General features: G+C 70.6%; 16 protein-coding genes and 1 pseudogene. 10 read left to right on the top strand and 7 right to left on the bottom strand.

Translation table 11 applies throughout. The features are described from left to right. Nucleotides 1–9: 9 nt before the first annotated feature. A complete protein-coding gene (locus tag ACIQBL_RS35560) occupies nucleotides 10–681 on the top strand; it encodes a trimeric intracellular cation channel family protein (protein ID WP_401949443.1) in 672 nt (223 codons plus the stop codon). Here the strand turns inward: ACIQBL_RS35560 and ACIQBL_RS35555 are convergent. Further along, a complete protein-coding gene (locus ACIQBL_RS35555) occupies nucleotides 575–1,813 on the bottom strand; it encodes an alpha/beta hydrolase (RefSeq protein WP_401949630.1) in 1,239 nt (412 codons plus the stop codon). The genes ACIQBL_RS35560 and ACIQBL_RS35555 overlap by 107 nt on opposite strands. Before the next feature lie 163 nt (nucleotides 1,814–1,976). Between ACIQBL_RS35555 and ACIQBL_RS35550 the strand changes: the two genes are divergently transcribed. Then, nucleotides 1,977–2,849, top strand: a complete 873-nt coding sequence (locus ACIQBL_RS35550; protein WP_401949441.1) for a thioesterase family protein — start codon at nucleotides 1,977–1,979, stop codon at nucleotides 2,847–2,849. Here the strand turns inward: ACIQBL_RS35550 and ACIQBL_RS35545 are convergent. Then, entirely contained in the window at nucleotides 2,842–3,429 is a 588-nt protein-coding gene (locus ACIQBL_RS35545) for a TIGR03086 family metal-binding protein (RefSeq protein ID WP_401949439.1), read from the bottom strand. The two genes, ACIQBL_RS35550 and ACIQBL_RS35545, sit on opposite strands and share 8 nt — an antisense overlap. A 78-nt stretch (nucleotides 3,430–3,507) precedes the next feature. Between ACIQBL_RS35545 and ACIQBL_RS35540 the strand changes: the two genes are divergently transcribed. Next, complete coding sequence (locus tag ACIQBL_RS35540; protein WP_401949436.1) at nucleotides 3,508–4,497, top strand: helix-turn-helix transcriptional regulator; 990 nt, start codon at nucleotides 3,508–3,510, stop codon at nucleotides 4,495–4,497. 140 nt (nucleotides 4,498–4,637) lie between these two features. Beyond that, entirely contained in the window at nucleotides 4,638–5,003 is a 366-nt protein-coding gene (locus ACIQBL_RS35535) for a hypothetical protein (protein ID WP_401949434.1), read from the top strand. 82 nt (nucleotides 5,004–5,085) lie between these two features. Here ACIQBL_RS35535 and ACIQBL_RS35530 read toward each other — a convergent pair whose 3' ends face one another. Beyond that, nucleotides 5,086–5,709, bottom strand: a complete 624-nt coding sequence (locus ACIQBL_RS35530; RefSeq protein ID WP_401949431.1) for a TetR family transcriptional regulator — start codon at nucleotides 5,707–5,709, stop codon at nucleotides 5,086–5,088. 152 nt (nucleotides 5,710–5,861) lie between these two features. Between ACIQBL_RS35530 and ACIQBL_RS35525 the strand changes: the two genes are divergently transcribed. The 3 genes from ACIQBL_RS35525 to ACIQBL_RS35515 all read left to right on the top strand — a co-directional run bounded on the left by ACIQBL_RS35525 (nucleotide 5,862) and on the right by ACIQBL_RS35515 (nucleotide 7,601). After that, nucleotides 5,862–6,029, top strand: a complete 168-nt coding sequence (locus ACIQBL_RS35525) for a hypothetical protein (protein ID WP_401949429.1) — start codon at nucleotides 5,862–5,864, stop codon at nucleotides 6,027–6,029. Nucleotides 6,030–6,078: 49 nt separating this feature from the next. After that, nucleotides 6,079–6,363, top strand: a complete 285-nt coding sequence (locus ACIQBL_RS35520) for a DUF4190 domain-containing protein (RefSeq protein ID WP_401949427.1) — start codon at nucleotides 6,079–6,081, stop codon at nucleotides 6,361–6,363. Nucleotides 6,364–6,437: 74 nt separating this feature from the next. After that, nucleotides 6,438–7,601 carry a cysteine desulfurase family protein gene (locus ACIQBL_RS35515; protein WP_401949424.1) on the top strand — a complete coding sequence of 388 codons (1,164 nt, stop codon included), beginning with the start codon at nucleotides 6,438–6,440 and terminating at the stop codon, nucleotides 7,599–7,601. 10 nt (nucleotides 7,602–7,611) lie between these two features. Here ACIQBL_RS35515 and ACIQBL_RS35510 read toward each other — a convergent pair whose 3' ends face one another. Both ACIQBL_RS35510 and ACIQBL_RS35505 read right to left on the bottom strand, forming a co-directional pair. Further along, nucleotides 7,612–9,171: a multicopper oxidase family protein gene (locus ACIQBL_RS35510; RefSeq protein ID WP_401949422.1), complete on the bottom strand. Its 1,560-nt coding sequence runs from the start codon at nucleotides 9,169–9,171 to the stop codon at nucleotides 7,612–7,614. Between the two features lie 214 nt (nucleotides 9,172–9,385). After that, on the bottom strand, nucleotides 9,386–10,054 hold the full coding sequence (locus ACIQBL_RS35505) for an N-acetylmuramoyl-L-alanine amidase (protein WP_401949419.1): 669 nt from the start codon (nucleotides 10,052–10,054) through the stop codon (nucleotides 9,386–9,388). 60 nt (nucleotides 10,055–10,114) lie between these two features. Between ACIQBL_RS35505 and mnmA the strand changes: the two genes are divergently transcribed. Continuing rightward, entirely contained in the window at nucleotides 10,115–11,245 is a 1,131-nt protein-coding gene (gene mnmA, locus ACIQBL_RS35500) for a tRNA 2-thiouridine(34) synthase MnmA (RefSeq protein ID WP_401949416.1), read from the top strand. Between the two features lie 28 nt (nucleotides 11,246–11,273). Here mnmA and ACIQBL_RS35495 read toward each other — a convergent pair. Together ACIQBL_RS35495 and ACIQBL_RS35490 are read right to left on the bottom strand one after the other, a co-directional pair. Beyond that, a pseudogene (locus ACIQBL_RS35495) lies at nucleotides 11,274–11,973 on the bottom strand (alpha/beta fold hydrolase); the annotation flags it as partial. Nucleotides 11,974–12,028: 55 nt separating this feature from the next. Beyond that, on the bottom strand, nucleotides 12,029–12,352 hold the full coding sequence (locus tag ACIQBL_RS35490; RefSeq protein WP_401949413.1) for a DUF427 domain-containing protein: 324 nt from the start codon (nucleotides 12,350–12,352) through the stop codon (nucleotides 12,029–12,031). Nucleotides 12,353–12,402: 50 nt separating this feature from the next. Here ACIQBL_RS35490 and ACIQBL_RS35485 point away from each other — a divergent pair, with 50 nt between their 5' ends. Both ACIQBL_RS35485 and ACIQBL_RS35480 read left to right on the top strand, forming a co-directional pair. Continuing rightward, nucleotides 12,403–12,942, top strand: coding sequence for a TIGR00730 family Rossman fold protein (locus ACIQBL_RS35485; protein WP_401949410.1), 540 nt, complete (start codon nucleotides 12,403–12,405; stop codon nucleotides 12,940–12,942). 7 nt (nucleotides 12,943–12,949) lie between these two features. Then, on the top strand, nucleotides 12,950–13,648 hold the full coding sequence (locus tag ACIQBL_RS35480) for an SDR family oxidoreductase (RefSeq protein WP_401949407.1): 699 nt from the start codon (nucleotides 12,950–12,952) through the stop codon (nucleotides 13,646–13,648). The last annotated feature ends 34 nt before the right edge of the window (nucleotides 13,649–13,682 follow it).

Below are 13,682 nucleotides of genomic sequence, written 5' to 3'. Positions count from 1 at the left end.
CAATGTGGGGTGCTTCAGCAACTGTTCAGCCCCTCCGTCCAGCACACGCTCGACCTCGTCGGCATCTTCGTGTTCGCCATCTCCGGCGCGCTGCTGGCCGTCCGCAAGAACTTCGACGTGTTCGGCATCGCCGTGCTCGCCGAGGTCACCGCGCTGGGCGGAGGGGTCTTCCGGGACCTCGTCATCGGGGCGGTGCCCCCGGCCGCCTTCACCGACCTGGGGTACTTCCTCACTCCGTTCCTCGCCGCCCTGCTCGTCTTCTTCCTCCACCCGCAGGTGGAGCGGATCCAGTTCGGGGTGAACGTCTTCGACGCGGCGGGCCTCGGCCTGTTCTGCGTCACGGGCACGGTGAAGGCGTACGACTACGGGCTCGGCCTGACCTCCTCCGTCGCCCTGGGTCTCGGGTCCGCCGTCGGTGGCGGTGTGCTGCGGGACGTGCTGGCCAACGAGGTGCCGTCGCTGCTGCGCTGGGACCGCGACCTGTACGCGGTCCCCGCGATCGTCGGCGCCACCATGATCGCCCTGTGCATCCGCTACGACCTGGTGGGCCCGTTCACCAGCGGGCTCGCGGTCGTCACCGCTTTCGTGTTGCGCCTGCTCGCGATGAGGTTCCACTGGCGAGCGCCTCGCGCGTGGAACCGGCGGTCGAATGTCCGAGAGGATCGGACGCCGACTTCGTGATCCTGGGGTGGTTCTGGCCCAGCTCCAGGGTCAGCCAGCGGAAGACCGTCTTCACCTGTGGCCGCCACAGCGCCATGGTGTGCCCGCCGTCGCTGCGCGGCAGGAACACCACGTGCACGCTCGTCGGCGCCTTCGCGATCTGTTCGAGGCCCACGGCCGCCTGATAACCGTCGCCGGACTCGCCGGAGAGGTACATCGCGATCGGCGGCGGCGTCGCCGCCTTCTTGAGCAGCAGGTACGGGTTGTTCGCGTCGCGCAGGGCCATGTTCTGCGCGGCCAGCGAGTTGCGCTCGCCGATCGGGTCGTTGTAGCCGGACATGCTCACCGCGGCCTGGTAGCGGTCGGGGTGGGCGACGGCGAGCTTGACCGCGCAGTGCGCGCCGGCCGAGTAACCGGCGACCCCCCAGCCCTTCGGCGCGGGCTGGGTGCGGAAGTTGTCCGTGACCATCTTCGGCACGTCGATGCTGAGCCAGGTGTCGGCGTTGACCGTGCCGGGGATGTTGGCGCAGCCGGTGTCCACGCCGGCCAGCAGGTTGTAGCGCGGCGCGACGAGGATGAAGGGCGCGATCCGTCCGCTCCTCATCAGCGGCTCCAGCTGCTGGGTCACGTGCATCGACCCGAACCAGGCCTTCGCCGAGCCGGGCCAGCCCGGCAGCAGTTCCACGACGGGGAACTTCTTGTGGCGGTAGGCCGCTTCCTTGTACTGCGGCGGGGTCCAGACGTAGACCTCGGCGTTCACGCCCGACACCCGGCCCTTGAGCTGGGTGACCTCCACCTGGCCCGCGGAACTCATGCCGGGACCCGTGGCCGGGGCGAACGCCTGCTTCACCTTGGGCAGCCGCTTCAGGGCGATCCCGCCGGTGCCGTCCTTGCCGAGGTTTGCGGCCTGCTGGACGTGGTTGCCGGTGCCGAGGAGGTCGGCCCAGTTGTCGTAGAGGTTGTTCTGGTTGTTGACCAGGACGAACACCAGGGTGACGGCCGTGCCCTGGGCGAACAGCAGCATCAGGGTCCGTGCCGCCACTCGTACGGCCTTGGGGCCGCGCAGTCTCGACCACAGCACGAGCGGCAGTATGAGGGCGACGACGGACAGCACGATGGCGGTGTAGAGGAACGGAGTCCCGGTGAGGCTCATGTCCCCAAAGAGGGGGATCACGGGCCCGAGGTCACGGACGAGTACGGACACTTACCAAGAAATTGCCGGTTCCTCACCCGGGCGGCCGATGATATGCCGGTGTGTTCATATATCCGCAACAACAAAGCTACCGCTTAGTAATCGACTGTTGTACGGTTCATCCATGCGAGAAGCAGCATCCGCGCCGACGGCCACGCGGGCTCCACGGGCCACGATCGGCGACAGCGAGTTCGACCGCGACACGGCGGTCACCCGTCGCGCCCCGGGCGTCTACGACCTCGACCTCTCGGCCGGCTGGACGATCATCGACGCCGTCAACGGCGGGTACCTCCTCGCCGTCCTGGGCCGAGCCCTCGCGGACGCCCTGCCCCACAGCGACCCGTTCACGATCTCCGCGCACTACCTGACGGCGTCCCAGCCGGGCCCCGCGGTCATCCGCACGGACACCGTCCGCACCGGCCGCACCCTCTCCACGGGCCAGGCCTCCCTCTTCCAGTACGACGAGGAGGGCGGAGAGGTCGAGCGCATCCGCGTCCTGGCTTCCTACGGCGACCTGGACACCCTCCCGGACGACGTGCGCACGACGGCCCGCCCGCCCTCCTTCCCGCCCATGGACCAGTGCTTCGGCCCCGAGGACGGACCGGCCCCGGTCTCCGGCAGCTCGGCCATCGTCGACCGCCTGATGCTCAAGCTCGACCCGTCCACCCTCGGCTGGGCCCTGGGCGCCCCCTCCGGCAAGGGGGAGATGCGCTCCTGGTTCGGCCTCGCGGACGGCCGCGACGCCGACCCCCTCTCCCTCCTCCTCGCGGTGGACGCCCTGCCCCCGACCGCGTTCGAGATCGGCCTCAAGGGCTGGGTCCCCACGGTGGAGTTGACGGTCCACGTCCGCTCCCGCCCGGCCCCGGGCCCCCTCCGGGTCTCCATCACCACCCGCAACCTGGCCGGCGGCTTCCTGGAGGAGGACGCCGAGGTCTGGGACACCACCGACCGACTGGTCGCCCAGTCACGGCAACTGGCCCGAGCCAGACTCACCTGACCGGCTTCCGCCCCAGCCAGGCCGCCAACTGCCCGTAGGCGTCGGCTCCTTCGTGCACCGGCTGTGCCGTGTCGAAGGGTGTGTCGGCGTCCCGTTGCTCGTCCGGGAGGACGCGGCGGGCGATGGTGAGGGCGAACTCGGCGAGTTCCGGGTCGAGTGGGACGGGGTGGCCGAGGGACTCGGAGAGGTCCCAGGTGTGGGTGACCGCTTCCATCACGTAGCCGGAGAGTGCGATGCGGCCGGGGGTCTCGCCCCAGGGCACCTGGACCAGGGCGTCCAGGCGGGTGTCGTCCGCCCAGGCCTTCAGGACCCGGACGCGGGCCTCGTCGTACACGGCCGGCCAGCCCTCGTCGGCGACTCCGTCCACGAAGGGGTGTACGGCCATGCCGTCGCCGCCCTCGCCGACGGTCGCGATGCGGTGGGTGCCGCCGACGAGATGGCTCAGCAGGGTGCGTACGTCGAACTCCGTGCAGGGGGTGGGGGAGGTGAGCTGCTCCGGTCGTACCGTCCTGATCAGCGCGGCGGCCTGCTCGGTGGTGCGGGTGTAGAGGGGGCGGGGGTCCGTGGTGTTTGGGTTCATGGCGGCAATGCTGGATCCATAACCTGACAGTTCCCGTCAACATTTGCGCGGGGTTTTCGGGAGGCGGATCCTGGGGGTGTGAAGGCCGACCGACTGCTCTCGATCCTGCTGCTCCTGCAGACCCGGGGCCGCGTTCCCGCGCATGAACTCGCCGACCGGCTGGAGGTGTCGGTGCGGACCGTCTACCGGGACGTCGAGGCGCTGTCCGCCTCCGGGGTGCCGGTGTACGCCGAGCGCGGGCGGCACGGCGGGATCGAGCTGCTCGCCGGGTTCCGTACGGACGTCACGGGACTGACCGCCGACGAGTCACGCGCCCTGTTCATCCTGGCCGCGCGGGGCGCCCACGCCGCGCTGGGTCTCGACGCGGCGCTCGGTTCCGCGCTGCGCAAGGTGATGGCCGCGCTGCCGGCGCCCTACCGACCGGCGGCCGAGGTGACCTCCCGGCGGATCCTGGTCGACGCCACGCGCTGGAAGGGCGGGCCCCAACCCGCCGCGGATCTGGACGTGTTGCAGGACGCGGTCTTCGCCGACCGGCGGCTGCGCCTGCGCTACCGGCACAGCGGCGCCAAGGAGCCCAGCACCTACACCGTCGACCCGTACGGCCTGGTCTCCAAGGCGGGCGTCTGGTACCTGGTCGCCGACCGCCGTGCGCGACCCCGTCTCTTCCGCGCCGACCGGGTGCACTCGGCCACCCTCCTGCCCGACCCGGTGAAGCGCCGCCCGGGCGTCGAACTCGCCCACGCCTGGGAGGAGTTGCGCCGCCAGGTCGAGGACCGCCCCGGCGGAATCGACGTCACCGTCCGCGTCCGCCGCTCCCGCCTCGACATGTTCGTACGCCTCAGCGGCTCCTCGCTGGCGGAACTCCCCACGCCCGACAGCGCTGTCGACGGCGAGGACGACTGGGTGACGGTCCGGCTGTCGTACGGCTTCGTCCGCCAGGCGCGTCAACTGCTGCAGTTCGCCGACGCGTTGGAGGTCGTATCGCCGCCCGAGGTACGCGCGGAGGTGGCCGCGGCAGCCGCTTCTGTCACGGAGCTGTACCAGCGAGTAGGCGAGGCTCGTTTGTGAAGTCGCAGGTCAGCACGGTCTCTTGGGCTGCCCTTTACTCGGCGTACAGGGTGGGGACAGGGCGCCGACAAGGAAGCCCTAAGCGGCGTTGATTGAGTTCCCGCCACAAGGCCTCCTCATCGTTTTTGGAGTTGTTTCTCATGAAGCGTGCGCGTCTCGTCCCCGCAGTGGCCCTGCTGGCGCTCTCGCCCCTGGCCCTGGCGGCCTGTGGCTCCAGCGGCTCCTCGTCGTCCTCCGGCAGCGGCAACTCCGGCTCCACACAGTCCTGTTCGGCGCCGACCGGCAACGCGACGGCACGGCCCAGCGGGGCTCCGTCCGGCGCCCCGTCCGGTGCGCCCACGGGTGCCGCGGCCTCGGGCAAGCCGACGGGCATGCCGACCGGCAACCCCTCCGGCATGCCGAGCGGCGGCCCCGGCGGAGGCGGCGGCCAGGGCGGCGGCCCCGGCGGCGGGTGCGGCGGCGGGCAGGGCGGCGGCCGGATGAGCGGGGCCCCGCAGCAGGGCTGACCGCGGCTCCCGCACGACAGGGGCGGCACGCTCGTACACCGGGCGTGCCGCCCCTGTCGTATGCCCGTCTCCGGTGCGGCGGTCAGCCGAGCCAGTGGCGGCGGCCGACGCTGATCAACCGCATCTGGCGCGTGGCGAGTCGGGTGACCCGCTCGCGCTCCTCGGCCGGTGCCTCCTGAGCCTCCAGGAAGAGCGAGGCCGTGACGAGCATCTGGTCGACATAGAGGTGGGCCAGCATCAGCAGGTCGTCGTCGTTCCAGCCGCCGGACTCCGGGTCCTCGGCGAGTTCGGCCTTCACCTCCTCGGCGAACCGGGCGAGTTGCTCCCGGATGGCCTCCCGCACCGGCTGCACCCCGCCGTGCCGCTCGCGCGCGAGGAAGCGGACGTGGGCCGGGTACGTCTCCACGTGATGGGCGATCAACTGGACGGCGCGCGCGATGCGTTGGTCGCTGTCCGCCGGGGACACCGTCTGCCGGATCATCGGATGCAGACTGCCCAGCGCCTCCTCCACGAGCGCGACCCCGAGGTCGGCCGTGGAGCGGAAGTGCCGGTAGAAGGCGGTCGGGGCGACACCGACGGCCCGGGTGACCTCGCGCAGGCCGAGACTGCTCAGGCTCTGCTCCTCCAGCAGTCCCAACGCGGCGTCCAGCAACGCCTGTCGGGTCTTCTGCTTCTGTACCTGCCGGATGCCGAGGGTGTGACTCATGTCATCCAGTTAACAACTGTTCTCCGTAATTGGAAAGTCGCCGGACGCGCTAGACTCAAGTTCAGTGAACAAGTGTTACTACAACCGTTCACCGAAACGAAACGACAACGAGACGAGAGCCGTCCCGGACCTCTCGGAGGGGGATTCATCCCATGCTGTTCCTCGTCGTGGCGCTCCTGCTGTTCGGCGTCGTGGTGGGCGCCGTGGCCCACGCGCCGCTCGCCTTCACCGCAGTCGCCGCCACCGTCATCGCCGTATGGCTGGGCATCTTCGCGCTCCGCGAGCGGCACGGCCGCCGCGGCCGTACGCCCGCCAACTGACCGCCCGCCCACACCCGTCCACCCCCCGATCGTCGGGAGTCGATCCACCATGCAGCTCACCGCACCGGCAGCCGGCAGCGCCGCCGCCGTCAAGCCCACCGGCCGCCGCGACGCCGACGGCATGGCCGTCGCGTCCTTCATCCTCGGCCTCGTCGGCCTGCTCGTGCTCAACGTCTTCCTCGGCCCGATCGCCATCGCCCTGGCCGGCGCGGCGCTGTGGCGCGGCACCGCCCGTCGCGGCCGTGCCCTCCTCGGACTGGGGCTCGGCATCGCCGATCTGCTGGTCCTCGTCGCCTTCATGCAGATCGACAGCACGCTCTCCTGGAGCTTCTAGGAGGCAGGGCCGGATCCCATCGAGGCGCCCGCCCCTTCGAGGCGCGCACCGGGGCCCGTAGAATCGGCGTCACCATGGCATACCTCGACCACGCCGCGACCACCCCGATGCTTCCCGAGGCAGTCGAGGCGATGACGGCCCACCTGAGCATCACGGGCAACGCCTCCGCCCTCCACGCTTCCGGCCGCAAGGCCCGCCGTACGGTCGAAGAGGCCCGGGAAACGCTCGCCGAGGCGCTCGGCGCCCGGCCCAGCGAGGTGGTGTTCACCTCCGGCGGCACCGAGGCCGACAACCTCGCGGTGAAGGGCCTGTACTGGTCCCGCCGCGACGCCGACCCGGCCCGCACCCGCGTCCTGGCCAGCCCCGTCGAGCACCACGCCGTCCTGGACGCCGTGCACTGGCTGGGCGAGCACGAGGGCGCCACCGTCGAGTACCTCCCGGTCGACTCCTACGGCCGTGTCCACCCCGGGGCACTGCGCGAGGCGATCGCCCGCAACCCCGAGGACGTGGCCCTGGCCACCGTGATGTGGGCCAACAACGAGATCGGCACGGTCCTGCCGGTCCGTGAACTCGCCGAGGTGGCAGGGGAGTTCGGCATCCCGCTGCACGCGGACGCGGTCCAGGCATTCGGCCAGGTCCCCGTCGACTTCGCCGCCTCCGGCCTCGCCGCGGCGACGGTCTCCGGGCACAAGATCGGCGGCCCGTACGGCATCGGCGCCCTGCTGCTGGGCCGCGAGTACACCCCCGTACCCGTCCTGCACGGCGGCGGCCAGGAACGCCATGTCCGCTCCGGCACCCTCGACGTCCCCGCGATCGCCTCCTTCGCGGTCGCCGGCCGCCTCGCCGCCGAACAGCGCGAGTGGTTCGCCCGCGAGATCGGCGCCCTGCGCGACAGCCTGGTCGACGCGGTGCGTACGGCGGTCCCGGACGCGATCCTCGGCGGCGACCCGGTGGACCGGCTGCCGGCCAACGCCCACTTCACGTTCCCGGGCTGCGAGGGCGACTCCCTGCTGCTCCTGCTGGACGCCCAGGGCATCGAGTGCTCCACCGGTTCCGCCTGCACGGCGGGCGTCGCCCAGCCCAGCCATGTCCTGCTCGCCACGGGCACCGATCCCGACCTGGCCCGCGGCACCCTGCGCTTCTCCCTCGGCCACACCTCCACGGAGGCCGACGTGGAGGCCGTCGCGAAGGCGATCGGCCCGGCGGTGGAGCGTGCGCGCGCCGCCGGGCTGACCTGACGGCCGGTCCCTAACTTTCCGTCACCATGAGGGCGGCCATCATGCCTTCGTCCTCGTGCTGGAGGAGATGGCAGTGCAGCATGTACATGTACGTGTCGTCGCTGAAGTCGGTGAACTCCATGGCGATCTCGATCGAGCCGCCACCGACGACTTCGTAGGTGTCGTACCAGCCGAGTTCGACCCCGGTCGGGGTGTCGCCGTTGATCGATATGAGCTGGTACGGCACGTCGTGGAGATGGAACGAGTGTTCCAGCTGGGTGCTGTTCTTGATCGTCCAGACCTCCTTCGCCCCCACCGTGGTGCTGATCATCGCCATGGACGACATGCTGGTGCCGGCCGAGCCGTTGATCAGCATCTTCGTGCCGCTCTGGCCGAGCGTGATGGTGCGGGCGGTGAAGTCGCTGGTGTCGTAGCGGTCGATGGTGTTGAGGGTGGTCGGCAGGTCGTCCGGGGTGTCCGTGCCGCTGGCGGTGATCGCGAGGACGTCGTAGGTGCCGCTGCCACCGCGGACCCAGCCGGTGGTGATGACGGCCTGGAGCGTGGCGTCCGCCGTCAGGTCCATCACGAACTCGGCGCGGGCGCCCGCCACCAGGCGGATCGTCGTCACGTCGACGGCTTCGGCGAGGTAGCCCTGGTCGGAGGCGATCTGGGTGAGCGTGCCGCCGTCGCTGCGCTGGATGGTGATGATGTCCGACGGCGAGGCGTTCAGCGCCCGGAACCGGGTGCGGGTCTTGGTGGCGGTGAAGCCGAGCGTGGTGGAGTCGACGTTCGTGCCGTTCAGCAGCACCGGGTAGCTGAGTCCGCTGCTCAGGTAGCCGGTGAGGTCGTACTTGATGTCGCCGGCGCTGTCGACGGCGAGACACTGGAAGATCAGCGGGATGTCGTCCACGCCGTAGTCGCTCGGCAGGTCCGAGGAGGTGGTCGAGTCGTCCTCGACGATGATCATGCCGGCCAGCCCGTGCACCGCCTGCTGCGCCGTGGTGCCCAGCGCGTGCGGGTGGTACCAGAGGGTCTTGGCGTCGTCCTTGACCGTGAAGGTGGGGGACCAGGTCGTGCCGCTGGAGAAGGCCACCTGGGGGCCGCCGTCCATCTTGGCCGGGACGTGCGCGCCGTGGAAGTGGACCGTGGTGTCCGCGCCGAGGCTGTTGGTGATGTTCAGCAGGACCACGTCGCCGTTGGTCCACTTCATGGTGGGGCCGAGGAACGACTGGTTGTAGCCCATGGTCGAGCTGGTGACACCGCTCAGCACCTCACTGGTGCCGGTCTTGGCCTCCAGGGTGAAGGTGGTGGTGCTGTCGGAGGTGGTGCCCTCCAGGAGATCCGGGATCGTGAGGGTGGTGTCCGCCGCGGACGCCTTGTTCTTCGCCGCGTCGTTCAGCAGCGAGAAGGCGCCTCCGGCCGCGGCGACCGCCGCGATACCGGCTCCGGCCATGCCGCCGAGGAACTTGCGCCGGTGCAGACCCTTGCCCCGGGCCGCGATCTCCTTGCCGTGTTCGCGCTTCTCGGCCGTGTTCTTCCGGTGGATGCCCTTGTCGTTCGCTCCGGACGCGGGCTCGCTGGTGTGTGTCATGGCGCCAGAGATTTGACCTAAGGACTGTGTAAAAACTGGGCGGTAATTAGGAGCGGGCAAGGCGACCTGTGAAAGGTGAGCGTGCCCGATCCCTCCCCAACTCCCCTTGGCCGGAAGTCGAGTTGGCGTACCCCAGGTCACATCCGGAGCGGGGGACGCATCGGACACGGCCGTGACTGAAATGACTCATAGCCAAACCGAGGTGTGACCAGAGTCACACTTGTGTCCGGTGTGCCCGCCTTACGAGCGCCATGTACCGGTCCCAGTCCCAGTACCGCCCGGGGTCCGTGTGATCCGTCCCCGGCACCTCCACGTGCCCGATGACGTGCTTGCGGTCGACGGGCATGCCGTACCGCCGGCAGATCCGGGCCGTCAGCCGCGCGGAGCCTGCGTACATCGCGTCCGTGAACGAGGACGCCCGCTCCACGAAGCCCTCGTGCTCGATGCCGACACTGCGTTCGTTGTACTCGCGGTTGCCCGCATGGAAGGCCACGTCCAGCTCGCGGATCATCTGTGTGACGTGCCCGCTCTTCCGGACTATGTAGTGCGCCGCCGCCGCGTGCGCGGGGTCCTGGAAGGCCTTCACCGCACTATCGAAACTGCCCTGCGTGACATGGATGACCACCCGGTCTATGGCGTAGTCGTCCGGCCGGTCCGCCCGCCGGTAGTTCGCCGAGGACGCCGCCACCCACGACGCCCCCGCGAAGTCGACCGCTCCCGGAGTCCGCGGCTTCTCCACCCCCGGCAGCCGCCACCACAACCGCGACAACTCGTCCCGCGCCAACGCGGCCGTCCCCGCGGCGGCCACCGCCCCGCCGATCAGCAGCGCGCGCCGCCCGGGCCGCCCGCCCTTAGCTTCCCCGTCGTCCTTCGTGTCCCCCATGTGATCGTCAACGGATACTCGCGGGTTCCGGTTCCCGACGCCCCGTACCCTGGAAGGGTTATGACTGAGACCTCCCAGCGCCCCCGCTCCCTTCGCGTACTCGCCGCCATGTCCGGCGGGGTCGACTCGGCCGTCGCCGCCGCCCGAGCCGCCGAAGCCGGCCACGACGTGACCGGCGTCCACCTCGCGCTCTCCGCGAACCCGCAATCGTTCCGCACGGGCGCGCGTGGCTGCTGCACCATCGAGGACTCACGGGACGCCCGCCGCGCCGCCGACGTCATCGGCATCCCGTTCTACGTCTGGGACCTCGCCGACCGCTTCCGCGAGGACGTCGTCGAGGACTTCGTCGCCGAGTACGAGGCCGGCCGCACCCCGAACCCCTGCCTGCGCTGCAACGAGAAGATCAAGTTCGCCGCGCTCCTCGACAAGGCGCTCGCCCTCGGTTTCGACGCCGTCTGTACCGGCCACTACGCCCAGGTGATCGTGAACGAGGACGGCACCCGCGAACTCCACCGCGCCTCCGACATGGCCAAGGACCAGTCGTACGTCCTCGGCGTCCTGGACGAGCGGCAGCTCGCGCACGCGCTGTTCCCGCTCGGCGACACGGTGACGACGAAGGACGAGATCCGCGCGGAGGCCGAGCGCCGCGGCCTCGCGGTCGCCAAGAAGCCCGACTCGCACGACATCTGCTTCATCGCCGACGGCGACACCCAGGGCTTCCTCGCGAACCGCCTGGGCAAGGCCGAGGGCGACATCGTCGACGAGTCCGGCTCCGTCATCGGCTCCCACGAGGGCGCCTACGGCTTCACCATCGGCCAGCGCAAGGGCCTGCGCATCGGCACCCCGGCCGCCGACGGCAAGCCGCGCTACGTCCTGGACATCTCCCCGGTCGACAACACGGTGACGGTGGGCCCGGCCGCCTCCCTGGACGTCAGCGCCCTGACGGCCGTCAAGCCGCGCTGGTGCGGCACAGCGCCCTCCGGCCCCGGCACCTACACCGCCCAGCTCCGCGCCCACGGCGGCGAGACCGAGGTCACCGCCGAACTCGTCGACGGCACGCTGGAGGTGTCGTTCAGGGAGCCGGTGCGGGGCGTGGCCCCCGGCCAGGCGATCGTGCTCTACGACGGCACACGCGTGGTCGGCTCCGCGACGATCGCGACGACCACGCGCGCGGCGACGGCGATGGCGTGACACGGCTCCGTACAGGGCCGGTTCGCGGCTAACCCGCGAAGAACTCCGTGAGCAGCGGCGCCAGGACGGCCGGGTCCACCATGTGGGTCTGACCGTCCAGGGTGCGATACGTCCCGTCCGGCGCCGCCTCCGCCGCGGCCCGCGCGGCCTGCCGCATCCACTCCGGGCTCGCGCCGCCCGCGATCGTGAGCACCGGGACGGACAGCGACGCCAGCCGCTCCGCCGGCACCAGACCGTCACCCATGGCCGCGTCGTCGTAGGCGAGGGTGGGGGCGATGGCCTCCATACCGGACCACATGGGGGAGCGGCGGGCGCCCGCGATCATCTCCGGGGGCGCGCCGGTGAGCGCCATGAACAGCTCCACGGCGTCTCCGTGACGGCCTTCGGCGAGTAGTTCGGTCAGCCGCTCGGTGTATTCGGCGCGCTCCTTGGCGCCGGACGCGTCGAGGGCGAACGGCGGCTCGTACAGGGCGACTTCGGTGACCGGCAGGCCGCTCGCCGCCGCGTGCAGGACCAGGGCGGCGCCCGAGGAGTGGCCGTACAGGGCCGCGCTGCCGCCCACGGCGTCGATCAGCGCCGCGAGGCCCTCGACCTCGCGGGCCACCGAGAACGGGGCCGTGTCGCCGCTGGCGCCACGACCCCGGCGGTCGTACGGGACGGCACCGCCCTCGCGTACGACCGCATCGGTGCGCGAGCTGCGCGGCCAGCGGCAGCAGGCCGTAGCCCGAAACAGTCTTCTTGTCCATGTCCGTGAAGACTGCCCAAGGAACGCCGACTAATCGGTCACGACACTTCTAATACGTAGAAGCAGAGGTGGTCCTTGATCTGCGCCACGTCCGGCTTGGGGTCGGGGTACGCCCACACCAGGTCCGGCGCGTCCGGCAGGGACCAGTAGGACGCGTCGCCCTTGAAGGGGCAGTGGGTGTGGGTCTCGGAGGGGGTCAGCAGGTCCAGTCGTACGTCCTCCGGGGGGAGGTAGTACCGCACGGGACAGCCGGTCTCCTTGAGGACGAGGGCCCGGTCGGTCTCCGCCAGCACCTGGTCGCCGTGGACGACGCGTACGTGCTTGTCGCCCTGCTCGATCGTGATCGTGTGTCCGTCAGCCATACCGGAAAAGCACTCGCGGGCCCCTGGTTCTTCCCGCGTACGGTGACGACATGAAGATCTGTGTCTTTCTCTCGGCCGCCGACCTGGACGAGCGCTACACGCGCCCCGCGCGGGAGTTCGCGGAACTCGTCGGCAAGGGCGGGCACACCCTCGTGTGGGGCGGTTCCGACGTCGGCCTGATGAAGGTGGTCGCCGACGGTGTACAGGCGGCCGGCGGACGGCTGGTGGGCGTCTCGGTGGACTTCCTGGCGGCGAAGACGCGTCCGGGCGCCGACGAGATGGTGATCGCGGCCGACCTCGCCGAACGTAAGAAGCTGCTCCTGGAGAAGGCCGACGCTGTGGTGATCATGGTGGGCGGTACCGGGACGCTGGACGAGGCGACCGAGATCCTGGAACTGAAGAAGCACGGCCACACCGGCAAGCCGGTCGTCCTGCTCAACACGGCGGGCTTCTACGACGGCCTGAAGACGCAGTTCCGGCGCATGGAGGACGAGGGGTTCCTGCCCGTCCCGCTCACCGACCTGGTGTTCTTCGCGGAGGAGCCGGTGGGGGCGCTGGCCTACCTGGAGGCGTCGGTCGGTACCCGCTGATGCGAGCATGGCGCACATGGCTACACATGTGATCACCGGGGCCGGTTCCGGCATCGGCGCGGCCGTCGCCCGCCGGCTGCACGCGCGCGGGGACGAACTCGTGCTCCACGCGCGCGACGCGGGCCGCGCGAAGGAACTCGCGGCGCGGTTTCCCGGAGCGGGCACCCTGGTCGGCGACCTCGCGGACCCGGACCGGCTCAGCTGGGCGTTCTCGCACCAGGGCCTGCCCGACCGGGTGGACACGCTCCTGCACATCGCCGGGGTCGTCGACCTCGGCCCGGTGGGCGACCTGACCCCGAAGACCTGGCGCCACCAGCTCAACGTCAACCTGATCGCCCCCGCCGAACTGACCCGGCACTTCCTGCCCCAACTGCGGGTGTCCGGCGGCCATGTCCTCTTCGTGAACTCCGGCGCCGGTTTGCGGGCGAGCGCCGACTGGTCCGCGTACGCCGCCTCCAAACACGGCCTGAAGGCCCTGGCGGACTCCCTCCGCCACGAGGAACACCCCCACGGCGTCCGCGTCACCTCGGTCTACCCCGGCCGCACCGCCAGCCCCATGCAGGCCAAGGTCCACCAACAGGAGGGCAAGCAGTACGACCCCGCCCAGTGGATCGACCCCGAGTCGGTCGCGACGACGATCCTGATGGCGATCGATCTGCCGGGGGACGCCGAGGTCAACGACGTGACGGTACGACCGGGACGCTGAGGTTGCTCAACCATTCAGGCAACCGAGTCGGGTG

This window comes from Streptomyces sp. NPDC088350 (genome assembly GCF_044753545.1).
GTDB lineage: Bacteria > Actinomycetota > Actinomycetes > Streptomycetales > Streptomycetaceae > Streptomyces.
This window is presented reverse-complemented; position numbering and strand designations above follow the sequence as displayed.

Bases quoted from the DNA above. Each gene is read 5' to 3' on its own strand.
- ACIQBL_RS35520 (WP_401949427.1), top strand. From the start codon at position 6,079: ATGCAGCTCACCGCACCGGCAGCCGGCAGCGCCGCCGCCGTCAAGCCC.
- ACIQBL_RS35555 (WP_401949630.1), bottom strand. From the start codon at position 1,813: ATGAGCCTCACCGGGACTCCGTTCCTCTACACCGCCATCGTGCTGTCC.
- ACIQBL_RS35550 (WP_401949441.1), top strand. From the start codon at position 1,977: ATGCGAGAAGCAGCATCCGCGCCGACGGCCACGCGGGCTCCACGGGCC.
- mnmA (WP_401949416.1), top strand. From the start codon at position 10,115: ATGACTGAGACCTCCCAGCGCCCCCGCTCCCTTCGCGTACTCGCCGCC.
- ACIQBL_RS35515 (WP_401949424.1), top strand. From the start codon at position 6,438: ATGGCATACCTCGACCACGCCGCGACCACCCCGATGCTTCCCGAGGCA.
- ACIQBL_RS35480 (WP_401949407.1), top strand. From the start codon at position 12,950: ATGGCGCACATGGCTACACATGTGATCACCGGGGCCGGTTCCGGCATC.
- ACIQBL_RS35530 (WP_401949431.1), bottom strand. From the start codon at position 5,709: ATGAGTCACACCCTCGGCATCCGGCAGGTACAGAAGCAGAAGACCCGA.
- ACIQBL_RS35525 (WP_401949429.1), top strand. From the start codon at position 5,862: ATGCTGTTCCTCGTCGTGGCGCTCCTGCTGTTCGGCGTCGTGGTGGGC.
- ACIQBL_RS35510 (WP_401949422.1), bottom strand. From the start codon at position 9,171: ATGACACACACCAGCGAGCCCGCGTCCGGAGCGAACGACAAGGGCATC.
- ACIQBL_RS35485 (WP_401949410.1), top strand. From the start codon at position 12,403: ATGAAGATCTGTGTCTTTCTCTCGGCCGCCGACCTGGACGAGCGCTAC.
- ACIQBL_RS35490 (WP_401949413.1), bottom strand. From the start codon at position 12,352: ATGGCTGACGGACACACGATCACGATCGAGCAGGGCGACAAGCACGTA.
- ACIQBL_RS35535 (WP_401949434.1), top strand. From the start codon at position 4,638: ATGAAGCGTGCGCGTCTCGTCCCCGCAGTGGCCCTGCTGGCGCTCTCG.
- ACIQBL_RS35505 (WP_401949419.1), bottom strand. From the start codon at position 10,054: ATGGGGGACACGAAGGACGACGGGGAAGCTAAGGGCGGGCGGCCCGGG.
- ACIQBL_RS35545 (WP_401949439.1), bottom strand. From the start codon at position 3,429: ATGAACCCAAACACCACGGACCCCCGCCCCCTCTACACCCGCACCACC.